General features: G+C 53.7%; 13 protein-coding genes. 7 read left to right on the top strand and 6 right to left on the bottom strand.

What is annotated here, in order from left to right; all coding sequences use genetic code 11:
* From HUU59_09190 to ispG, 5 genes are read right to left on the bottom strand one after another with little or no spacing between them, the layout of a single operon-like run.
* The gene (locus tag HUU59_09190; protein ID NUO19607.1) at nt 1-261 is read right to left on the bottom strand and encodes a NifU family protein; all 261 of its coding nucleotides are present in this window, start codon (nt 259-261) and stop codon (nt 1-3) included.
* Between the two features lie 41 nt (nt 262-302).
* Nucleotides 303-1,058 (bottom strand): ferredoxin--NADP reductase, encoded by a 756-nt coding sequence (locus tag HUU59_09185; GenBank protein NUO19606.1) that lies wholly within the window; start codon nt 1,056-1,058, stop codon nt 303-305.
* A 59-nt stretch (nt 1,059-1,117) separates the two neighbouring features.
* Nucleotides 1,118-1,480, bottom strand: a complete 363-nt coding sequence (locus HUU59_09180; protein NUO19605.1) for a cupin domain-containing protein — start codon at nt 1,478-1,480, stop codon at nt 1,118-1,120.
* 13 nt (nt 1,481-1,493) lie between these two features.
* Nucleotides 1,494-2,054 carry a hypothetical protein gene (locus HUU59_09175; GenBank protein ID NUO19604.1) on the bottom strand — a complete coding sequence of 187 codons (561 nt, stop codon included), beginning with the start codon at nt 2,052-2,054 and terminating at the stop codon, nt 1,494-1,496.
* A gap of 15 nt (nt 2,055-2,069) precedes the next feature.
* Nucleotides 2,070-3,263 carry a flavodoxin-dependent (E)-4-hydroxy-3-methylbut-2-enyl-diphosphate synthase gene (ispG, locus tag HUU59_09170; GenBank protein ID NUO19603.1) on the bottom strand — a complete coding sequence of 398 codons (1,194 nt, stop codon included), beginning with the start codon at nt 3,261-3,263 and terminating at the stop codon, nt 2,070-2,072.
* Between the two features lie 247 nt (nt 3,264-3,510).
* Here ispG and HUU59_09165 point away from each other — a divergent pair, with 247 nt between their 5' ends.
* From HUU59_09165 to HUU59_09135, 7 genes are all read left to right on the top strand, one after another.
* Complete coding sequence (locus tag HUU59_09165) at nt 3,511-4,119, top strand: nucleoside recognition protein (protein NUO19602.1); 609 nt, start codon at nt 3,511-3,513, stop codon at nt 4,117-4,119.
* Complete coding sequence (locus tag HUU59_09160; protein ID NUO19601.1) at nt 4,116-4,661, top strand: spore maturation protein; 546 nt, start codon at nt 4,116-4,118, stop codon at nt 4,659-4,661. Before HUU59_09165 ends, HUU59_09160 begins: the two co-directional genes overlap by 4 nt.
* Before the next feature lie 18 nt (nt 4,662-4,679).
* Complete coding sequence (locus tag HUU59_09155; protein NUO19600.1) at nt 4,680-7,193, top strand: S9 family peptidase; 2,514 nt, start codon at nt 4,680-4,682, stop codon at nt 7,191-7,193.
* A gap of 297 nt (nt 7,194-7,490) precedes the next feature.
* Nucleotides 7,491-12,500 (top strand): carboxypeptidase regulatory-like domain-containing protein, encoded by a 5,010-nt coding sequence (locus HUU59_09150; protein NUO19599.1) that lies wholly within the window; start codon nt 7,491-7,493, stop codon nt 12,498-12,500.
* A 124-nt stretch (nt 12,501-12,624) separates the two neighbouring features.
* On the top strand, nt 12,625-13,776 hold the full coding sequence (locus HUU59_09145; protein NUO19598.1) for a glycosyltransferase family 4 protein: 1,152 nt from the start codon (nt 12,625-12,627) through the stop codon (nt 13,774-13,776).
* Between the two features lie 6 nt (nt 13,777-13,782).
* Nucleotides 13,783-14,892: a mechanosensitive ion channel family protein gene (locus HUU59_09140; GenBank protein ID NUO19597.1), complete on the top strand. Its 1,110-nt coding sequence runs from the start codon at nt 13,783-13,785 to the stop codon at nt 14,890-14,892.
* 238 nt (nt 14,893-15,130) lie between these two features.
* Entirely contained in the window at nt 15,131-17,197 is a 2,067-nt protein-coding gene (locus HUU59_09135; GenBank protein ID NUO19596.1) for a choice-of-anchor D domain-containing protein, read from the top strand.
* A gap of 74 nt (nt 17,198-17,271) precedes the next feature.
* Here HUU59_09135 and HUU59_09130 read toward each other — a convergent pair whose 3' ends face one another.
* Nucleotides 17,272-20,949, bottom strand: coding sequence for a T9SS type A sorting domain-containing protein (locus HUU59_09130; GenBank protein NUO19595.1), 3,678 nt, complete (start codon nt 20,947-20,949; stop codon nt 17,272-17,274).
* Nucleotides 20,950-21,079: the final 130 nt, after the last annotated feature.

Here is a 21,079-nt window from a genome sequence, read left to right as displayed (position 1 = left end):
TTATGAGACAATGACAACTTCGCGCAGACCCTCGACTTTTTCAAGCAGAGTCCGGCGCACACCGCCTTCCATCGCCGAAAGTGAGCCGCCGCAGCCTTCGCATCCTCCGCCCATCGACACCGTCGCGATACCCTCTTTCAAGGAGATCAATTGCGCGTCTCCGCCTTCCGATTGAAAAATCGGGCGGAACATATCCAGCAGTTTCGTGACCTTCTGCGACAATTCGAGATCGAGGTCGGTGGTCGTTTCAACATTGCTCATGTAAATTCCCTATTGATCTGCTTCAAATTTCCTATTTGCAATCAGTCATACAACTCGATTTTAACGTCCTTGCGGTCATATCCCATTTCGGTCAGATGCGCGCGCGCGTCGTCAAGCATGGCGCGCCAGCCGCAGAGATAGAAAGTGCACGGACGCTTATCGGCAAAAAACTTCGTGTAATGCACATGCACGTGCCCTTGCGGCCCGTGCCAATCGTGCTGTCTTGACAACACGGGGAAGAAGTGCAATCCGAATTGCCTGCGCATGTGTTCGAAATCATCGCGATAGAGAATGTCAGACTCGTGGCGGTTGCCGAAAAACAGGCTGACCGGGGCCTTGATAATACCGCGCGCGTAGCCGTCAAGCAGCATGGAGCGAAATGGCGCAATCCCGACTCCTGTGGAAATGAAACAGGTTTCCTTCTCCACAACATCCGGCAGCACAAATCGGCCGAGAGCATCGGACCCCTTCAGAATTGAACCGACTTTAACGTCTTCAAACAGGTAGCGAGTTGCCAATCCGTCCGGCACGCGGCCCACACACAACTGAAACGAATTCCCTCCGTCCGGCGCCGAAGCGATGGAATAGCTGCGGCGGGTGACTTTCGCATCAATCGGAAAATCTATCTGAACGAACTGCCCGGCTTGAAACCTGTAGGAGTCGCGGCCCGGCACACGTAAGTCAAACAATTTGACAGTCGGCGTCGCATCCACGATTCGCGTCACTTCCACGTCAAAGAACAGATACTTCGGCCCCTTCCGAGGCTCCACTTGAATATTTTCGACTAAGCTGCTCAATGTTCTCTGGGTTCTGATTTCCCCCCGGTCTTCCGGGGGGATAAAGGGGGGTCAAACTGTCAAATCGTCTCTAACGTAACTTTCGTCTTCTCGTTCAAGACATTGCCCGTATTCACGGTCGTCGCGCGCTCAAACAAAATCAAATGGACTTCTTCTTCGGAGACAGGACAATGCTCAACACCGTGTGGGATTAAGATCATTTCGCCTTCATTCACGGTCACGTCTCCGTCGCGCAATTTCATCACGAGCGAGCCTTTGACGACCAGGAAGAGTTCGTCTTCTTCCTCGTGATGGTGCCACACAAAATCACCCTTGAGCTTGACGAACTTCACCGCGCATTCATTGACCATCGCCGCGATGCGCGGATTCTCGTAGTCATGAATTTGGGAGAAAGTGGAGGCTATGGATATTTTGGCGGGCATGTTTGACAACAAATTACTTGACAACTTCCCAAAACGAAACTCGGGCAACCTGATGAACAGGGTGAATGAGTCCAGTACAAACCACTTCTTCTCTTTTAGAGAGTTCCACTCCTAATATAGACTTCGCAAGTATTTCAAAACCGCGTAAACACGGTTCGAGAGGGGTCTTGCAAGGATTGTGCTCGTAGCCGACAACGAGAATTCCGCGACGTTCCTGCCGTTCGCTCCTTAAGAGCTTCAAACAGTCCCCTAAGCAACTTTCATTGCCAGCGTAGGGATGAAGAAGATTCTGCGACCAATTTTCCGCGATTCTGTTATTGTCGCCGTAAGGTCGAAGCAGTTTGACTTCTATCTGCCAGTCGCCTTCTATTAGCAAATCTGGCGTTCGTTTAGTTCTTGCCCTTCCCCAACTTTCAGGCTTGGAGTCACGAAGAATGCTCATGGCGGCTTTCACCATCGCGTCTTCAGAGTGGGGGCCAACGCCCGGACGGTAATCCTTGAAAACTGCCCCGCCAGCGTCGAATTTCACGAGTGCGCTGGCAAAGTCTTCAACCAACTCTAGGTTAGACAGCACCATCCGCTCCCTTCCTTACGCACTCGCCACAAACCTAACTTTCCCGCTCGGTCGCATCGAAACGTCATAAAGCTCCGCTTCTCGAAGCAATGCCGGAATCAATTCATCTTCAGGCAGCGTGGCGACAACTTTGCCGTCTTTCATCAACAGGCCCTTGCCTTTGCCGCCGACGACGGCGAGGTCTGCTTCGCGGGCTTCTCCGGGGCCGTTGACGACACAGCCCATGACGGCGATATGCAAAGGTTTCTCTATCTTGGCTACAGCTTTCTCCACTCGCGCGGTCAAGTCAAGCAGATCGACCTCGCACCTTCCGCACGACGGACAGGCAACAAGGTTGACTCCTTTCGTGCGCAGACCCAGCGCCTTCAAGATCTCCCAGGCAACACGCACCTCTTCAACCGGATCCGCGGTCAGGGACACACGCAGAGTCTCTCCGATTCCATTCTGAAGCAAGTAGCCAATTCCCAATGCCGACTTGATCGAACCGGTAAAGATTGGGCCAGCCTCAGTTACGCCTAGATGCAGCGGATAGTCACTGCGCTCGCGGAACAACGTGTAGGCCTCAATCATGCGCGGCACATTGGAAGCCTTGAGCGAAACCGTAAGATTCGTAAAGCCTTCGTCCTCCAGCCATTGAACATGCCGCAAAGCCGACTCCACCATGCCCATGGGAGTCGGACCTTGATATTTGTCAATCAGGTCTTTTTCAAGCGAGCCGGAGTTCACTCCCACACGCATCGCGATTCCCGCGTCAAGCGCCGCCTTCGTGACCACCTTCGCGCGGCCTTCGCCGCCAAGGTTGCCCGGATTAATGCGAATCTTGTCCACGCCGGCATCAATCGCCTTCAATGCAAGCTTGTAGTGAAAATGTATGTCCGCGACGAGTGGCACCCGCATATTCTTCTTGATTTCGGAAAGTGCCGCCGCAGCTTCGTCATCGGGAACGGCTACGCGAATGATCTCGCATCCGGCCTCTTCAAGCCGATGGATTTGCTCGAGGGTGGCTTTTGCGTCCCGAGTATCCGTGAGGGTCATGGATTGAATTGCCACCGGATGCTCTCCTCCGATCGTGACCGAGCCGATGCGGCATTCGCGCACGCGCTTGTGCCGGAACGATTGAGGAGTGAATTCGCCCAAAACCGGAAGAGCCGTTCCTCCTCCCGGTTTGTCCGTGCATTTGCCTTTCAGCGGCAATTCAAACAAAGTCATTTTCTAATATGACAATTTTAATCAGCTTTGACAATCCTGTAATCTGCTAATATACACTCCTTGACCGGAAATGTCAATTTTTAGGTATCCCTCGACCCATTGTTTTTTCAACTATTTGGGTCAGGGAAAGTTTCCCAAAATCAGTTCCACCAAGCCTCCCGGAAAGCAAATTTTTCGTGCCAGTTGCGGGTTCATTGCAATTCCCAAACACTTTTCGTAAACTGCTAGTAATCAAAACTTAGGAGCAATCGTGCAAGTAGTCTGGTTAGGATTGATACTTATCGGTGTAATTACCGCGATGTTTACGGGCAAGATGGCCGAAGTGACGAAAGCGACTGTGGAAGCGGCGAAGACGTCGGTGGAATTGTGCATTGGCTTGATCGGAATAATGGCTTTGTGGTTGGGATTTATGAGGTTAGCAGAGAAAGCCGGGCTTGTGCAAGGGCTTGCTAAACTCATGAAACCGGTTATGCGGCGGCTGTTCCCAGATGTGCCTCCCGAGCACCCGGCGATGGGGTCAATGTTGTCGAATTTGGCCGCCAATATGTTGGGCTTAGGAAACTCGGCGACAGCACTTGGACTGAAAGCCATGCAGGACCTCAAGAGCTTGAGCAAGCTGGGGGACACGGCCACCAACGCGATGGCAACGTTCCTCGCAATGAACTCTGCTTCAATCACGTTGATACCAGCTACGGTGATTGCGATGAGGACCTCAGCCGGATCACAAAATCCCACAGGAATCATCGGTCCGACGCTTCTTGCAACGATAATCTCAATGGCTGCGAGTCTCATAGCTGTGAAACTGCTTGAACGACGCCGCATGTACAAACAGCCAAGCGAGGAAACGGCGGAATGAAGGACGCTTTATTCGCCGTGATGCAAACGGCATCCGATTGGGCGGTGCCGGTGCTGTTTCTCATAATCGCTGCTGCGGCGATGTTCAAGCGAGTGAGAGTGTACGAGGAGTTCATTGAGGGGGCAAAGGAAGGCTTTAACGTCGGAGTGCGCATCATTCCCTACGTTGTTGCAATCCTCTGTGCAATCGCAATATTCCGCGCCTCAGGTGCACTGGATGCGGTCGTCAGCGCACTGAGTCCTGTCCTTTCCCCGCTGAGTATACCACCGGAAATCCTGCCCATGGCAATCATTCGCCCGATGTCGGGATCCGGCGCACTTGGCGTTCTCTCCGAGGGACTAACTGCACATGGGCCGGATTCACTGATTGGAAATATGATGTCTGTTCTGATGGGTTCAACGGAAACAACGTTCTATGTCCTCGCCGTCTATTTTGGCTCTGTGGCAGTTCGCCGCACCCGGCACACGCTGGCCGCATGTCTGATAGGCGACGTTACGGGAATACTTGCAGCAATTTACATCAGCAATTTTTTCTTCAAATAACACAATTCGATGAGACCCATGCTTCGAATAACTCTGCTCCTTGTCTTGGCCTCCAGTCTATTGGCCAAGGAAACTGCCGTAACTTCCTGGAAGTTCTCGGATCCGATTCCGCTTGCGCCGGTGATGTTCGGCGATTCAGCGGTAAAAACCTCCGACTTGCTGGAACAAGTCAAGGTGGAATTGAATAAGGCAAACCGGCTCACAACAGTTGAGGCAGACCCGGTCGAGTTCTTGAGATTTTCGACGTCTGTTGATCGCGCGGCAGTGCTTGCGCAGTCCTATTTGTCAGCGGACGGGTATGTCAAAACAACTCTCGAAGTGTCAGGGTCGCGGCCACTTGTTGTATATGCCGGCGGCAAGGAGGTTGCCAAAGCCACTAGCGCGGACAGCGGCCGTTATGTTGCCTCTGGCGAACTCATCTTGGACCGCACACGTACTGAACTGCTGATTCTAACAGTCTCACAGAAGCAGGACAGCGGCGATTGGCAGATTGGCGCCAAGGTCAAACAGGACACGGTCTCCAACAGAGTTGTACTCGTAGGCACAACATTGCCGGAACGTCCTGCCCATTTCCGATATGATGCGAAGCTCGAAGACTACAGCTCGCTTGTGATGTCGCCGGACGGAAAACACCTCTTGTTCAAGAGATCCGTCCGGGAAGGTGAAGAGCATAGGCAGAAGTCGTGGTTTGAGCTTTGGCAACTCGACAAGTCCGCACTCTACTACACGTTTTCCGAAGACCGAGTCTCGGCTTTTGCTTTTTCAGACGATGGAAAGAAACTGTACTTCAAGAAGAGTATGGACGACGGGAGTGAAATCTGGTCCTTTGACATGTCCACCAAGGCCTTGACACATCTCTTGCCGGCAATTAAGGATCTTGAAAGTTTCAAAGTTGTCCCGTCCGGGCGCGAGATTTTTTACAGTCGCTCTGAAGAAAAGCCTGAAAACAAGTCCGGATACGACCTGTTTCGCGACATGGACGACAGACCAACGGGCTATAACAACCGCAGGGAGCTTTTTGCTGCTGAAATTGGAAGCGGGCTTACGCGGCAACTGACAAAGGCTGGTGAATTCGAGATCCAGAAGTGGTCGGTGTCACCTTCCGGTGAACGCATTTTACTGGTAAACAACATACCGAAGCTTGGCCGACCTTACATGAGGCAGGAATTCTGGACGCTTGACGTCTTATCCGGCAAAGCAGCCAAAGTATTGAATCGGTCGCTTCTTGAGTATCCGCAAAACATAGCATGGATAGATGAGAATAACATTGCCTACTGTGCAGGTTCGCACGACGCGTCACCTGAGGATACAACGTACCACAATGTGAATCAGCTGCGTCTGTACACGCTGAATTTGAGCACGGGTGAGCATAAAAACCTCACGGCAAATCAGGATTTTTCCGTTAACGACGAGGGCGGACACCAGCGGATCTTGTTTAACCCACGCGACCGGAAACTGTATGCGCATGTGTGCTACCGCGGTGAGCGGCAGTTTGCAGGAATTTCACTGGATGGCAAAAACGTGACGTATCGAGCGGTCAAGACCAGCTTTGATTTCACGGATGATCCGGCATATGCCAAAGACGGATCACGTGTTGCCTATGTCGCCTCGGACTACAATTCTCCCAAGGCGGTCTACGTCAATTCTCTCTCCACTCCCGCTGAACGGGCTATCGTGATGACAAATCAGGTGACAGCATCGCAGTGGGAATTAGGAACCATGGAAGAGTGGAATTTCACAAACCGGCTGGGTATTGAGATTGACGGTTGGCTGTACAAGCCCGCCGATTTCACTCCCGACAGGAAGTGGCCGCTGATCGTCTATTTCTACGCCGGAGTATCTCCGCGCGATGAGCGGTTCAGCGTTCAGAACCAGCTTTGGCTTGCCAATGGCTATGTGGTCTATGTGTTGAACACAGTCGGCGCAGTGGGGCGGGGACAGGAGTTTGCGGACTACCACGCCGGTGATTGGGGAACGGAGGCTACGCAGGACGTCATTGAAGGGACGCAAAAACTTCTGGCGGCGCATCCTTACTTGGACAGCGAACGCATGGGCTGTTATGGCGGCAGCTACGGCGGCTTCATTACACTTGATTTGCTGACCAAAACAAAGATGTTCAAAGTCGCCATTGATATGTACGGAATTTCGAATATCACCAATTACTTCGGCGGCGGCACGTGGGGATATTGGTACAGCGACCTTGCTTCTCCCGGGCAATTCCCGTGGAGTGATCGAGATGTCTACGTGGAAAAGTCTCCCATCTACAATGCAGACAAAATTGCGACACCGTTGTTAATCCTGCATGGTGGGAATGATACGAACGTGCCGTGGCTGGAATCAGACCAAATGTTTGTTGCGCTGAAACTCCTCGGCAGGGACGTTGTATACGCGCGCTTCCAGAACGAGACCCACAATATCAACAGCAAGTACGAGAATCTAATCTTGCATCGGCAGATGATGCTGGAGTGGTTTGACAAGTATTTGAAAGACCAGCCGGAGGCTTGGGAGGCTCGAATGAGCACATGGAAGTAAGCGGCTCCTGGCCATCGCGAAGGTCACTTGTTTCCCTCAATTGTACGGTCAGAAATGAGGCGAAATCGAGGCCTTGAGCAGTTCACGAGAACTTCAATCTTATAAGACATTGTTTTTTAAGAGAAAGGCGACTCGGGCTTTTGTAGTCATGTCGCCTTTTTCCAGTCGAGAAATGTAAATTGAGCCACCGTCATACTTGCATGGCCCCGCTCGTTTCCTTACTTTAGCATGAATTAGCCCAGCCGGTCCCGACCGGCGGTCAGCCGCAACCAAATGTACGAAATTGGAGGAGCCTTCATGGCAAGTAGACCAGGACTGTTTCTTAGCGCCTTCACCTTACTTGCTTTCTCATGCGTGGTATTTGCCACACAAGAGAGCCGCGGACCAATATACTCAACGTTCCAAGGGAATGGAGCGGCACTCGAGGTCAGCAAGACTGGCCCTGAGTACACCTCGATTCGCTTTGACGGAAGTAATCTGGAACGCCAGACTCTCGTAAGGGAATTCGAGAATTACGACTTCATCGGCATTGACGGAGAAGCGATCATCACGGAAGATGGTTCACCCGCATTGCCGCACGTGTCGCGATTCTATCGCATTCCGGCCACCGGTGGGGTGGACCTTGTGGTGATGAGTGCCGAGTACGAACTCATCGATAACTACAATCCGCTGCCCTACACTGCTGAAGGCCACGAATTCCGCAAAGAAAGCCGCAATCCGAACATTTTCAATCGGGACGAGTGGTTCCCTGCCAATATCGCCGAAATGTCCGAACCGATGATTATGCGCGATTTCCGCGTAGTCACCGTTCGCATCAATCCGGTTCAGGTGAATCCTGTGACCGGTCAGGCACGCGTTTATCGTGATATTCAAGTGGATATCGTGCCAAACAACGAGCCCGGTTTCAACGAAATTGAACGTGTCCGCCGCCCGTCCGGTTCATGGACGCCGATTTATCAGCAGCTGATTGAGAACCTCGATGACGCCGCGTTAGATGACGCGACCACGACTCCCGGCACCTACATGATTTTCGCCCGCACGAACGATCAGGTGAATCCGTGGGTGGACAGTCTCGCCCTGTGGAAGAAGCGCTCTGGACATGATGTGTTGGTGATGCAGGCTGCCAACTGGTCGGCATCGCAGATTATCACGGAAATCCGTGACGCATGGCTTGAAGCCCCCGATGAGAGCCCGCTGGAATATGTCTGCCTCATTGGCGATCCGCAGGCGAGCTGGGGACTTCCGGTTTCCGGTGGCTCCGATTATGACCACGGCTATGCGCTGGCAAACACGCTCGATGACATCGAGGATATCGGTGTCGGCCGTTTTTGCGCCTCGAGCGGAACCGACCTTGCAAATATCTTCGGCAAGACCGTCGGCTACGAGCGCAATCCGCACATGGCCGATCCGACTTGGTTCCGCAAGGCATTTCTTTATGCAGGAATCAGTTTGGAGTTGACGTCTAATTACACGACCTTCCAATGGATGGCTGACATGCTGAAGCGTAACACCGCCATCGACTCGGTCTATTTGCTCACGCACAGCGGAAATCAGGTCAATAACTCGGATATTACCAGCCAACTGAATGCTGGCCGCGGAATTTTCCTTTGGCGCGGAAGTTGGATTGGGGGTATGGGAAATGAAGTCGCCGGACAATGCAACAATGGCGCCCGAACACCGATTTGCTTGACTGTAACTTGTGCCACAGGTTCCTTTGAGTTTGGAACAGCCCTTTCCGAGTCATGGGTTCTCGCCGGTACCGCCGCCTCTCCCAAAGGGGGCGTGACAGGACTTGGCATGGCCACATCAGGAACCCACCCGCCGGAAAATCTGTGTGTAACGGGTGGATTGGGATACGCAATTGCGGTAACAGAAACCGAGCACATTGGACACTGTGTAAATCAAGCGAAGGCTTGGCTTGTCCCGACCTTTGGAGCAGGCTCGTTGTCACAGCAAAATTTCACTCGCTGGTTCAACCTGATGGGTGACCCCGGACTGTCGATTTGGACAGATACTCCGCAGATTGTGGACGTCACTCATTCCGGTTCCTTGAATGTCGGCGCGCGTTCGTTGTCAGTCCATGTCGCGGATGATGCTTCTGGCGACCCGGTTGAAGGTGCGCTCGTTACGGCGTGGAAGGGCACGGATTGCTATGTCAAGGGCTTGACGGATGCAAATGGCGATGTCGTACTTCCGATTCAAGTTCTTTCTGCCGGCAACTTGATGTTGACGGTAACCAAGCGCAATTTGAAACCGTATCTTGTAGACATTCCGTGCGCAGTGGTGGCCGAAAACGTCTCACTGTTCTCGCTGACCGTTGACGATGATAATGCCGGCGGAACGCAGGGGAATGGCAACGGTGTCATCAACCCCGGCGAAACGGTTGATCTTGGTGTCATGATGCAGAACTCTGGCAACTCGGTCACGGTTTCCGGAATCAGCGCCAATCTTTCAACTACAAATACTCGTGCTACAGTTGTGCAAGGCACGTCCACCTTCCCGGATTTAGCCCCGGGTGCGCAGGCCATGGGTGTCTCTCCCTATCGAATGACGTTCAGCAACAGCCTGCAGCACAATGAAATCGTGCCGCTTCGCTTCGCGGTTACGTCGTCAGGGACTCCAACGACCAGCACGGTAAATTACAGCATTGTTGCCGCCAAACTGGATTATGTCAGCCACGCATTCCAAGGCGGTGCCTTTACGCCCGGGACAACCCGTAACCTTACGGTAACGGTGCGTAATAACGGCGTGATACCTTTGACAGGTGTGACAGCAACGTTGATTTCAGGCAGTCCATTTGTTGCCGCGACAGTCAATACAGCCACGTATGGCGACATCAATCCCAATGCGCAGGTCGTCAACACGGCCAGCCCGTTCACGTTGAATTCCAACAGTCTGACCTTCCCGGGACATCAGGCGCGCATGACACTGATCGTTTCGGGGAACGGTGGATTTGCCGATACGACATACTTCAATGTCGCGGTTGGCACGGCAGCAGCGAATGATCCATGCGGTCCCGATGCTTACGGCTATTATGCCTACGACAATACTGACGTTAACTACGAGTTGCACCCGACCTATAACTGGGTGGATATCAGTCAGGGTCTGGGTACAAACTTGAATCTCGCGGATCCGGGTGAGAAAACGCAGATTACGCAGATTTTCGGCGTCGCCCGTCCGTTGCCCTTCCCGTTCCGTTACTATGGTGTCGATTATGACACGCTAACTGTGACTGCAAGCGGAACGTTGGCCTTCGGTAACCAAGCTTGGGCTGACCACTTCCGCAACTATCCGATACCTGCCCAGACCTCGCCGCGTGCGATGATTGCGCCGTATTGGGACGACCTGAAAACAAGCGGCGCCGGACAAGGTGTCTGGTGGTATCATGATGCCGCCAACAATCGTCTGATTATCCAGTGGAAAGCCTCCGCGGGCGGCTCCGGATTCAGCCAGGCAAATTTGAATTTCCAGGTCATTCTGCTTGGACAGGACTTAACGCCGACACTTGACGGCAATGGCCGAATACTGATTCAGTACAACGATGTGACGATGAACCTGAGCGGCGCATTCGGCTCAGAGATTTCCGGTTCTTCGATTGGTATACAGGATGAATCGCAGACGGTCGGATTGCAGCTCGCCTATCGCGACCAGCTCTCTCCGGGCTGCGCAAGCGTCGTGGACAGCCGGGCCATTCTGATTACGACCGATGCGCGCAACCTGTTTGGTGCGGTGACCGGTTCAGTGCAGGACGAAGAAACCGGTTTGCCGATGACGGATGTCACCGTGTCCATCGACGGTCATAACTACAGCACGACGACTGATGTTGACGGAAACTACTTCCTGAGCAACGTTCTGATCGGTGAGTATACCGTGCGCGTGCATAAGGTCGGCTATAACGATGCGACAATCGGCAGCGTGCTTGTGGAACTCGACGACACCGTGACGGTGAACTTTAGCATGCTGCATCCGGAAATTGATTTGTCGGATGACGCCTTGACTATTGCCTATCCCGCGCAATCTTCGACATCTTTCAATATCATTAATGACGGCAACGGCCCGCTCGATTACAGTATCCGCATGGCCTACACCCAAAATGGTGAAGAAATCGGCAACTGGGATGCCGTGCAGCACGTTGACCTCTCCACGCAGACGAGTGACTTCCAGATGCTCGGCTGCGAGTTCGTCAATGACTACTGGTTTGTAACAGGCGGCAGCGGACCGGTTGGAACAAACTTCATTTATCGCTTCAATCGCGATGGTGAATATGTGCCGCCCGCGATTCCGCAGCCGTCCGTCTCTGCCTTCGGATGGTATGACCTTGCGTTTGACGGTCAGTACATCTATGGTTCGGAAGACGGCACCGGCGAAATCGTTGGCATTGACTTTGACGGAGCTGTACATGCGACAATTCCAAGTCCGTTGAATCCGACGCGCGCGATTGCCTACGATCCGTTGCTGGATCGCTTTTGGATTGGAGACTTCACTCAGAATATCTACTCGATTGACCGCGACGGCAACGTTTTTGCGCAAATCCTGAATGAAGGTGCAGAAGAGCTTGCAGTTACCGGTTTGGCGTGGTGGCCGCAGGATCCGGATGGTTACAAGTTGTACGTGTTCAGCCGTGACGGCGGAAACAATCAGACTCGTGTCACCCGCATTCATCCTGTCACTTATGCCCGCGAACACGTGACTGTTCTTGAAGGCACGGAATACACCGCCGGTGGATGCGCCATCACGTCAGATTACAATGATATGATGGTGACATTTGGCGCCGTGCTGCAGAATAACACCGGTGACCGTCTCGGCGTGTACCAGATGAAGTTTGATCAGGATTGGGCTCAAATTACTCCGGCGGCCGGTTCAGTACCCGGCGCCGATCAGCGTGAGATCACAGTGAACGCGAATCTTGATGGATTCCGCACGGCCGTTCACACGTTGAAACTCTATTTGACCAATGACGTGCTCGACACGTTAATAGAAATTCCGGTCACGATTGACATCGCGGTTTCCGCTGGAGATGGCCCGGGCGATGGGCTGCTTCCGCGCGAGTATTCGCTCTCGCAGAACTTCCCGAATCCATTCAATCCAAGCACAACGATTCAGTACACTCTGAAGGAAGCCGGTCAAACCACGTTGAGTGTGTACAATATCACCGGCCGCAAAGTGGCGGAGTTGGTCAACGGCAGGCAGGAAGCCGGAGCCTACACGGTGAACTTTAATGCCGCGAATTTGCCCTCTGGAATGTACTTCTATCGTCTTGAAAGCGGCAGCTACTCGCAGGCCGCCAAGATGATACTGCTGAAATAGGCACATACACGTTGGCAACGCGAAGCGGGATGAGCCTCAGGCCATCCCGCTTTGATTTTGCGGGATTTGCAGGAATAGTCTGAATTCATTACCTTTGGAAATCGCCCAATATACAGTTTGAAAATTGAGAATCGCTTACGTTCATAGTCGCGCCTTTCCCTCCGTGGATGCAAACGTCGTTCAGGTCGTACAGATGTGTCGTGCCTTTCAGTCTCTTGGCAATGATGTCACGTTGTTCATACCTCGACACGCCGACTTTGCGTCTGATTCAGAAGCACTGTCGCGCGCTCGTGAACTGTTTGGAAGCCCACTCGGCTTCGAGGTCTCCTTTGTGCAGCGCAGGAAAGTCTTCGGTCGGATGGAAGTTCTCGGGAGCGTGCGCAGTACCCTGGATGCATTGAAGCGGCAGCCGCAGGATCTTGTGTATAGCCGTAACCCGTGGTCGGTTCCTCTGCTTCGCCGCACTGGAACTCCGTTCATTTGGGAAGCGCACGAAGAGAACGTCCACAAACGCTCGAAACTTCTCGGTTGGCTGCTGCAGCGCCTGATTGTCAGAACATCCCGGACATCGCAGATGGTCAAGGTGGTGGCGATTTCTGATGCTCTTGCCCGAGTATGGGAATCCTACGGCGTTCCGCGCGATAAACTCCTCACGGCACATGACGGCGTGGATATGAACATGTTCGGTAACGTTCCTGAACGGGATACCGCACGGAAAGAACTTGGACTTTCCTCAGAAAGCAAAGTTGTTGTTTACACCGGAGCGCTGAAAAGCGACCGCGGGATTGAGATGATTCTTGAGTCTGCACGGCGCATGCCGGACGTTGAATTTTGGATTGTCGGAGGGAATCAAAGTGAGGTTGATTTCTGGAAATCCGAAACTGATCGGCTTTCTCTTGGCAATGCACACCTGGCCGGGCGCGTTCCTCATCGGGACATACCTCGCTGGCTTGCCGCTGCCGATGTCCTCCTGATGATGTGGACTTGGCGTGTCCCGACAATCCGCGTCTGCTCTCCTATGAAACTGTTTGAGTATATGGCTGCGAAACGGATTATTGTCGGCCCCGCGTTTCCGACGGTGCTTGAAGTACTCGAAGACCGTAAGGATGCGATTCTGTTTGAACCGGACAATCCTGACGAAATGGAAAAGGCAGTTCGCGAGGGGCTTTCACGAAGCGGGGAAACCGAAATGCCCGCTCGCGCGTACCAGAAAGTGTCACGCGAGTACACCTGGGAGGCGCGCTGCCGCTTGATTCTTGACAGCGTGAAATTGTAATAGAATATGGACAAGAAAGAAACGACAATACTTGAGCAGCTTCAGAGCATCACCACCGAACAGTGGCTGATGGCGCTTGCGGCGCTTGCCGCGGGCTGGATTCTGAAGAAGATTGCCATCATAGTCATTAAGCGATTGATGAAACTCGCAGAGAAATCCGAGAGCGATTTTGACGACATTCTCCTGCATGCTGTTCGCAAGCCGATCGGCTGGATGTGTTTCCTGCTCGGACTCTGGGCGGCGCTGACGGTACTGCCGCTTCCGACCGAACCGGTAGATCTGGATCGCTTTGCGTTCGCGTTCATGAAATCCGCGACCATTTTCATCGGGTTCTGGCTGGTGGTCAGGCTGGTCAGCGGATTCATCAAGTCGGCGGAAGACAAGACCCGCGAAAGCAATCCGCAGCTTGCCGGAGTTCTGCCGCTCGGCCGCAAGACACTTGTGGTGGTCATGTGGATTCTCGCCACCTTGATTGCGCTTCAGAATCTAGGGTACTCAGTGGCGTCACTTCTGGCGGGTATCGGCATTGGCGGCGCGGCGCTGGCCTTTGCCGCGAAAGATACTCTGGCGAATTTCTTCGGGAGCCTCGTTATCTTCGTGGACAAGCCCTTCGCCATTGGCGACTGGGTCAAAGTCGGGGCAATCGAAGGGACCGTTGAGGAAGTGAGCCTGCGCGTCACTCGAGTACGCACTTTCGAGCGCAGCCTGATTACGATTCCCAATCAGGACTTGACCACGAAGCCGATCGAAAACTTCACTCGCATGGAGAAACGACGGGTGCGGTTCGAAATCGGCGTGACCTATGACACCCCCGTCGAGAAAATCGAAAGCGGAATCGCCCGTATTCGCGAATTGATTGCCGCAGACAGCGAGTTTCACACGGAAGGCACGGCGGTTTACTTCACGAAGTTTGAGTCGTCCAGTTTGATTATCCTTGTGCAGTGTTTCACAGTGTCCACTGAATATGCGATGTATATGCAGGCCCGCCATCGGCTGCTCATCGCGATTAAGCGTGAATTTGAAGCGCTCGGCATCAATTTCGCCTACCCGACGCAGACCATGATCATTGCCTCTGCCCCTAGTCAAGGCTCACACGAGTTCCCGTCCACAAACTGATTTGATGACTTGTTTGAATAAAAGGGCTGCGTTGTGCAGCCTTTTCTTTTGCTCTCAGAAAGCGCAATTATTGCATCGAAAAGTCATTTTTGCGCGCGATGAGTCGCTTTTGTGTGACTTGCCGCTTGGAATACCTTAAAATGGCGCGATTTGCAGACGCTCTTTTCGGCGCAGTTGTTGCCTAAGCGGAGTCGGTTGGGTCCCGGGCGAAGATTATTGCCCTTGGAGGGAGCCAATCATGTACCACGTGCTCTGTTTTTGCCTGCTGGCAAGCCTGTCCACATTCCTTACCACCGCATCCGCAGATCCCGCCTGCATTGCAATCCTGCTTGAACCGGACGGCAACCACCGTCCCGTGCAACACCCCCTTGATGACCCACAGCCCGACACGGTCCGCTATGACAACGGTACACCGTCTCTACTGATTCCATCTCCAAATCACTGGGTTCGAGTTCGGTTTACGTCGCCTGCGGAATTCGAGCTGCGCAGCATCTATTACCTCGGCAACAATCCGCTTGGTAGAACCGACCCTTGCTCAGTCTTTGTCTATTCAAGTGATGCGGGCGAGCTGGGCGATGTCTTAAGCAGTTTCCCCTTGCCGGGACCTGTTGTGCAATTCCCGGCTTGGGGCGATGTCAATCTGCCGCAGCCTGTTTCCTTCGATTTTGGTGAAGAGTTTTTCGTTGTGATGGGCCCAATTGCCGGAGGCCTTCAGGCACAGGGGATCCACGTATTGCTGGATAACTCGCCTACGGACAGCCGCAGTATGGCTGCACTGAACGGCGGCAGGGAAGGGCAATATGCCGCTCGTGACGGCGACTTGATGGTTCGTGCCGGTGGAGAAAGTGCGCCGTTCATCGACCTCGCCGGTGAATCCTGCTTCAATGAAGTGATTTCAACCGGCAATCCTGCTTTCTTCGTTTCCGCTGGCGAGGAAATACTCTTCAAATCACGCATCAGAAACCGCGGAAATGCTGTGTCCACCCCGTTCACGTTATCCTGGATTGTCCGCAACGCGGGTGGGCAGACGATTTTTCAGGACATTCGCGATGTACCGGGCCTTGCAGCGGGAGCATTGCAGTTCTACGAAGCCGAACAGTTATTTACGCCGACTCAGAGTGGCTATCTTCTTGTTGGATGCTCGGCAACTGGACAGAATGATGTGCGCAACGAGAATGACACGACATGGCTGCGTATGTCCGTCGGAGAACTGAACCAATGGTATCGCTACGACGACAACGAGGAACCGGACAGCTATATCGGCAATTCACCCGGTCTGAGAATCGGAGTCTCCTATCGCCCGGTCAGTTACACGGCTTCGATAGATTCCCTTCGAGTCGCGGCCGGACTGGGAACAGGAGACGGCAGCATCAGAATCTATCTCAACAATGACAACGGCGAACCGACAGAAACCATTCTCTGGTCTCAAACACGCACGTTGACCGAAGGTTGGAACACGATTCCGGTGAACCCGCCTGTGTTAATCTACGAAGGACAGTCATTCACGGTCGCACATGTTGCGGTCACAGCCGGTTTCGCGCGTGACGAGGATGCGCCGCTTGCATCGGAAAACACGGACATGGGTGAAATCGCATGGACCGGAACCAATAGCTGGCAGTCCACGATTTCAGGCAACTACTGCATGCAAGCCTATTTGAGTCCTTCAACTGTCCTGCCTCCGTGGCCGCTGTTGCAAGTCTCCGCCGATACGCTTCTATTCGGTCAAGTCGAAGTATCCGGCGGCGAAAACACGATTGAACTGACTATCACAAACACGGGTGCGCAGGATACGCTCGTAGTTTCAAACATCGTCGTTTCGCCTGCCGGAATTCGCGCCGCATATTCCGTCAATCCCGTCAGCGTCCGCATAGCTTCCGGAGAGTCGCAGGCAATCGCAATCCGTTTCGACCCATCCGCTGTGCGCGCGTACAACGGACTCCTGACCATCACCAATAACTCGCACAATGAACCGTCTGCTGTGGTTATTATTCGGGGTGAAGGTGTCCAGAGTTCTCCCGCCGGGAACGCGCCGGAGATTTCACATTCTTTTGCCCTCTCCGAAGCATACCCGAATCCCTTTAATCCCGCAACACATCTGCAATTTTCGGTTCCTGTCGCGGGACAGGTATCGCTTGATGTTTTCGATACTGCAGGCCGGCGTGTTGCCACACTCGTCAATGGTTATCGTGCTGCAGGCGTCCACCGGGCTGAGTTTGACGCGTCCGGATTGGCGAGCGGACTCTATTTTGCCCGTTTGACTCAAGGCGGTTACCACGCTGCTCGCAAACTCGTTTTGCTGAAATAGCCTTTCCTCGACCGCAAAATAAAGCAGGCCACCCGTCATCGGGTGGCCTGCGCCGTTTCAATCAACTCGAGCCGTTACTTCATCAGCACGATCTTCTGAACCGCTGTATTCGCTCCCGACACCAGCCGTGCGAAATACAGACCGGATGCCAATCCTGCGGCATCAAAACGCACCGAATGTGCGCCTGCGGTCATATTCCCGTCAACAAGCGTCGCGACTTCCCGTCCCAATGTGTCATAAACCTTCAGGGTCGTCATGGCATTCTGTGCCAGGTCGAAGCGCAGCTCCGTTGCCGGGTTAAACGGATTCGGATAGGCGGCGTGCATCGCAAATTGTGTCGGAACGACATCATCACGCGGATCATCCGCGTCAAGATATGCATCCGGCGGGGTCGTCGTGAACCTGATTGCCCGGCCTGCGGCAAGCGGCGCGACGGACGGAATGTACGTATTCGCAAAGGTCAATCCCAACCCGCGCAAATGCCGCTCATCCTGAATGCCGACGGAAGCGTAGTTGTTCGTTGCATCGGTGTTGGCAATCTGATTGTACAGGAACAAAAGCGAGCCGTCACCCGACGCGTTATATTCGAGCACACACTGGAATGTGCAGAAATCACGATTGGGGACACCGCTCACAAGGCCGGCGCGGTTCAATGCGCGCCACTCGATGATGAAGCGATTGCTGCCGTTCCAATTTGTGAATACCTCGTGCTGCATGTTGTCGTTCGGATGAATCGAGTCGCCGTTCGCGATCAAGTCGTCAAAGAACACACACACCATCGACGGCGGCCCGATGGGAGAGGGAATCTCCCAGTTCCGGAATTCCGGCAGTGTGGCCAATCCGAACGAAACCCAGCCGTTCGAGCAGATGTAAAGAGAGTCATAGCTCTCGCCGTAATACGTGAAAGGCTGGGGCAAGAGAATTCCGACGTGCGTATCATCGCGCACAAGATGCGGTGTGCCACCGCTTCCGCCGAACTCAGGATCAAGCTCTGTCCAGGAATAGGTCGGCGTTGCAGCATAACCCACGTCAATGTCTTCATAGGCGTAATAGCCGTAATCATCCGGTCCGGTTGGCACGCTCGGAGTCACGACTCCTGCCGTCAGGAATACTTGCTTCCATGTGAACGGCTGACCGTTAAGTGCAAAGACAACCCGTAAGGCGATTTGCCGCCCCGGAGTGACATTGTTCGGTAAAGACGCGGAAAATGTCGTTGCGCTCGAAACCTCGGCACCTACGTTCACATTCGTCCAATTCAGGCTATTGTCCGGGAAGGAAATCGCATTGTCCCAACTATGAACAGTCGCGGTGATTTCATTCGCACCGATTGAACCGGTGTTGCGAATGGTAATCCCGATATTTGCCGTTTCTCCGGGCGAAAGTATGCCATCTGCGTCCTGAATATCTAAATTGAGAATCAGCGGGTCCGGCGCGGACACGCTGAATCGCACGTCGCGGGTAATGGAATTCGTGCCGTCGTTGAACGTCAAGGCCAGAGCCGCCACCGCACCATTCGCGACGTCGGATGCGACTTGAACGGTAATCGGCGTCGAAACTCCCATACCATTGGGAACAATCTCCGGCGTGCTCGCATTTCCATTCGTCACCGTCGTCAATGTATCGAGTGACGTGGCCGTGATTGTCCACGTCGCGCTTTGCGTTCCAACATTCGAAATATCGAATGTCATCTGCACGGACTCGCCCGGGCTCGCCAGATTATCGCCGTCGAGGATGTTAACATTGCCAATCCAAGGATCACGTTCCGCTGTCGCCACGCTCAAATCCTGCCAATGCATGAAGTACGTGTGCTTCCACACCGTCAACTGCGCCAAATCCAGTCCGGCGAAATTGACTGGCACCGCCGCCTGTCCGGCCGAATTGGTCATTGCCGTCCACGATGTTTCACCCGTGCCGCGACGTACGCCGACCACCGCGCCCTCAACAGGCTGTCCCGTATCGTCATCCGTCACAGTGACATTCACCCAGCGGGTGCTGCGGGTAATTGTGGACGGAACATTGACATTGAAGTCGTGCGGCTCACAAAAGTAGATCGGAGTCTCCGGATCGCCAAGCACGTTGAACACATGAAAACCGTAGAAGTGAACCTGTTCATTGTCGGCGCGTTCCAGCGGATATTGACGATAAACTTCCAGCTTGCCGGCCAGCACGAGTGCTCCGGTGCTGCGGTTGCCGTCGATTATCATGCCTTGTGCCATTGCCGCAAGCATCGCGTTGTTATGCTTCGTGTTCGTATGCAAGTCCGAGGCTCCGACGTAGGTGATTGCACCGTTCGGAGCTGTGGGAGTGCCCAGACCGGTAGTCCACCTTTCGCCGAAACACGGTCCGCTTCCGAAGGCAAAGTTGCCGCTGCCGCATACAATGCCCCAAACTGATGGAAACTTCTGCCCGACATTCACTCCGGATTCAACATCCGTGTTGCAAAGAACGGGATATTGCCAGCATTGCGAGCTGCCCCAACCGCGATACCAGACGGCGCACACACCCTGATTGATATCGTTCATAATTTCTTCTGTCCACTCACTCGGATCTTCCGTCTGATCATGGAAGAAGAAGGTGTCGGCATCCGTAATGCAGCCGTCTTCCATCACATATTCTCTTGCCCAGCGCATATTCCACACCGGCGTCACCGGATATGTCCCGTTGTCCGCGAAATTTCCGGCCACACAGGTCATGCTCCTGTACCAGTTCATGTTGTCCGTGAACGGTTGAGCTTCGTATAAGTAAACTTTCCGGAAATACTGTGCGTACTCGGCAACCGATTGCGCTGATACTCGGCCGTGAAATATGTCGCTGATATAGTCCGTTCCGTCCACCGCGAACATGAAATTGTCACCCACCGACGACTCTGTCGGTACTTCCGGATTCTGCATCGGGTGTGTGCTCACGGCAAATGCGCCCGTCACGTCGCCCAATATCAAACCGTAAACCAGCGGCGGCAACGACTGATCGTTGTACGTCGCGGCGATAAAGTTCTTGATACTTCCGGCCGATGAATCGCCGTGCGCCTGCGCGATCTGCGACAGCGTGACGATCTGCATATCGTAACCGCGGCGGCGCTTGAGATCCAGCCAGGCGTTGTACTGCGCGTTGTTCGCCAAATCACTGTTCAGCAATCTGGTTGAGCCGATAACAAGGTACCGCGCCGGCTCTCCCAACGCAATATTCGGATTAAGATCGTCCAGATTGTCTACCGTTCGCCTTAGAACTGAAGCATACGCTTCCGGCAACGCACGGTTCAGCAGCACTTGATTGGCTCCGCCGACTCCCTCTGTTACCACTTCAAACTCGACCCGGCGCACCGCGCGCAGCCCGTCTTCCGTGGCAATGACAGGGGAAACTCCGACTCCTGCAAGTCGAACGCCGCGGCAGATAACCGGCTCATTCACGCGAACAAGGTCGTCGATTGAACTCGGCAATGCGCTTGCATCCAGAGCGGATGCAACGGCGTCACCAAGCTCAACGTTCAGCACTCGTGCCACCGGTGTACCCACGCCTTGAATCGCCAGCAACGCACCGGCCTGATCCACTTCGAACGCATAACGCGCAGTTGCCGCTTGGGACGACACAAGCGCATCGTCGAACTCGACGCTCATCGCAGTACGCGAAAGAGTCGCATTCAACACAGTTTTTTGTGCAATCGCAACAGAGTTCTCAGAACTCGCGAACGCGGACGCGACGCAAATCAGAGTTAGCACTATTACCCAAGTCCGTGCCTGGCGTGTTCTAATCATTGGACCTCACCTCTATTTTAGAATTCCCGAGAATATGCAATTCGTGCAACTTACGCAAAGCTTGCGCGCGGTCACAACTCGTAAGTTGTTCCGAATCAAGCGCTTTCACTCTGCTTCTTTCAGTAATGGC

This window comes from bacterium (assembly GCA_013360195.1).
Lineage (GTDB): Bacteria > Electryoneota > RPQS01 > RPQS01 > RPQS01 > JABWCQ01.
Note: the sequence above shows the minus strand (reverse complement) of the source record. Positions and strands in the feature narration are given on the sequence as shown.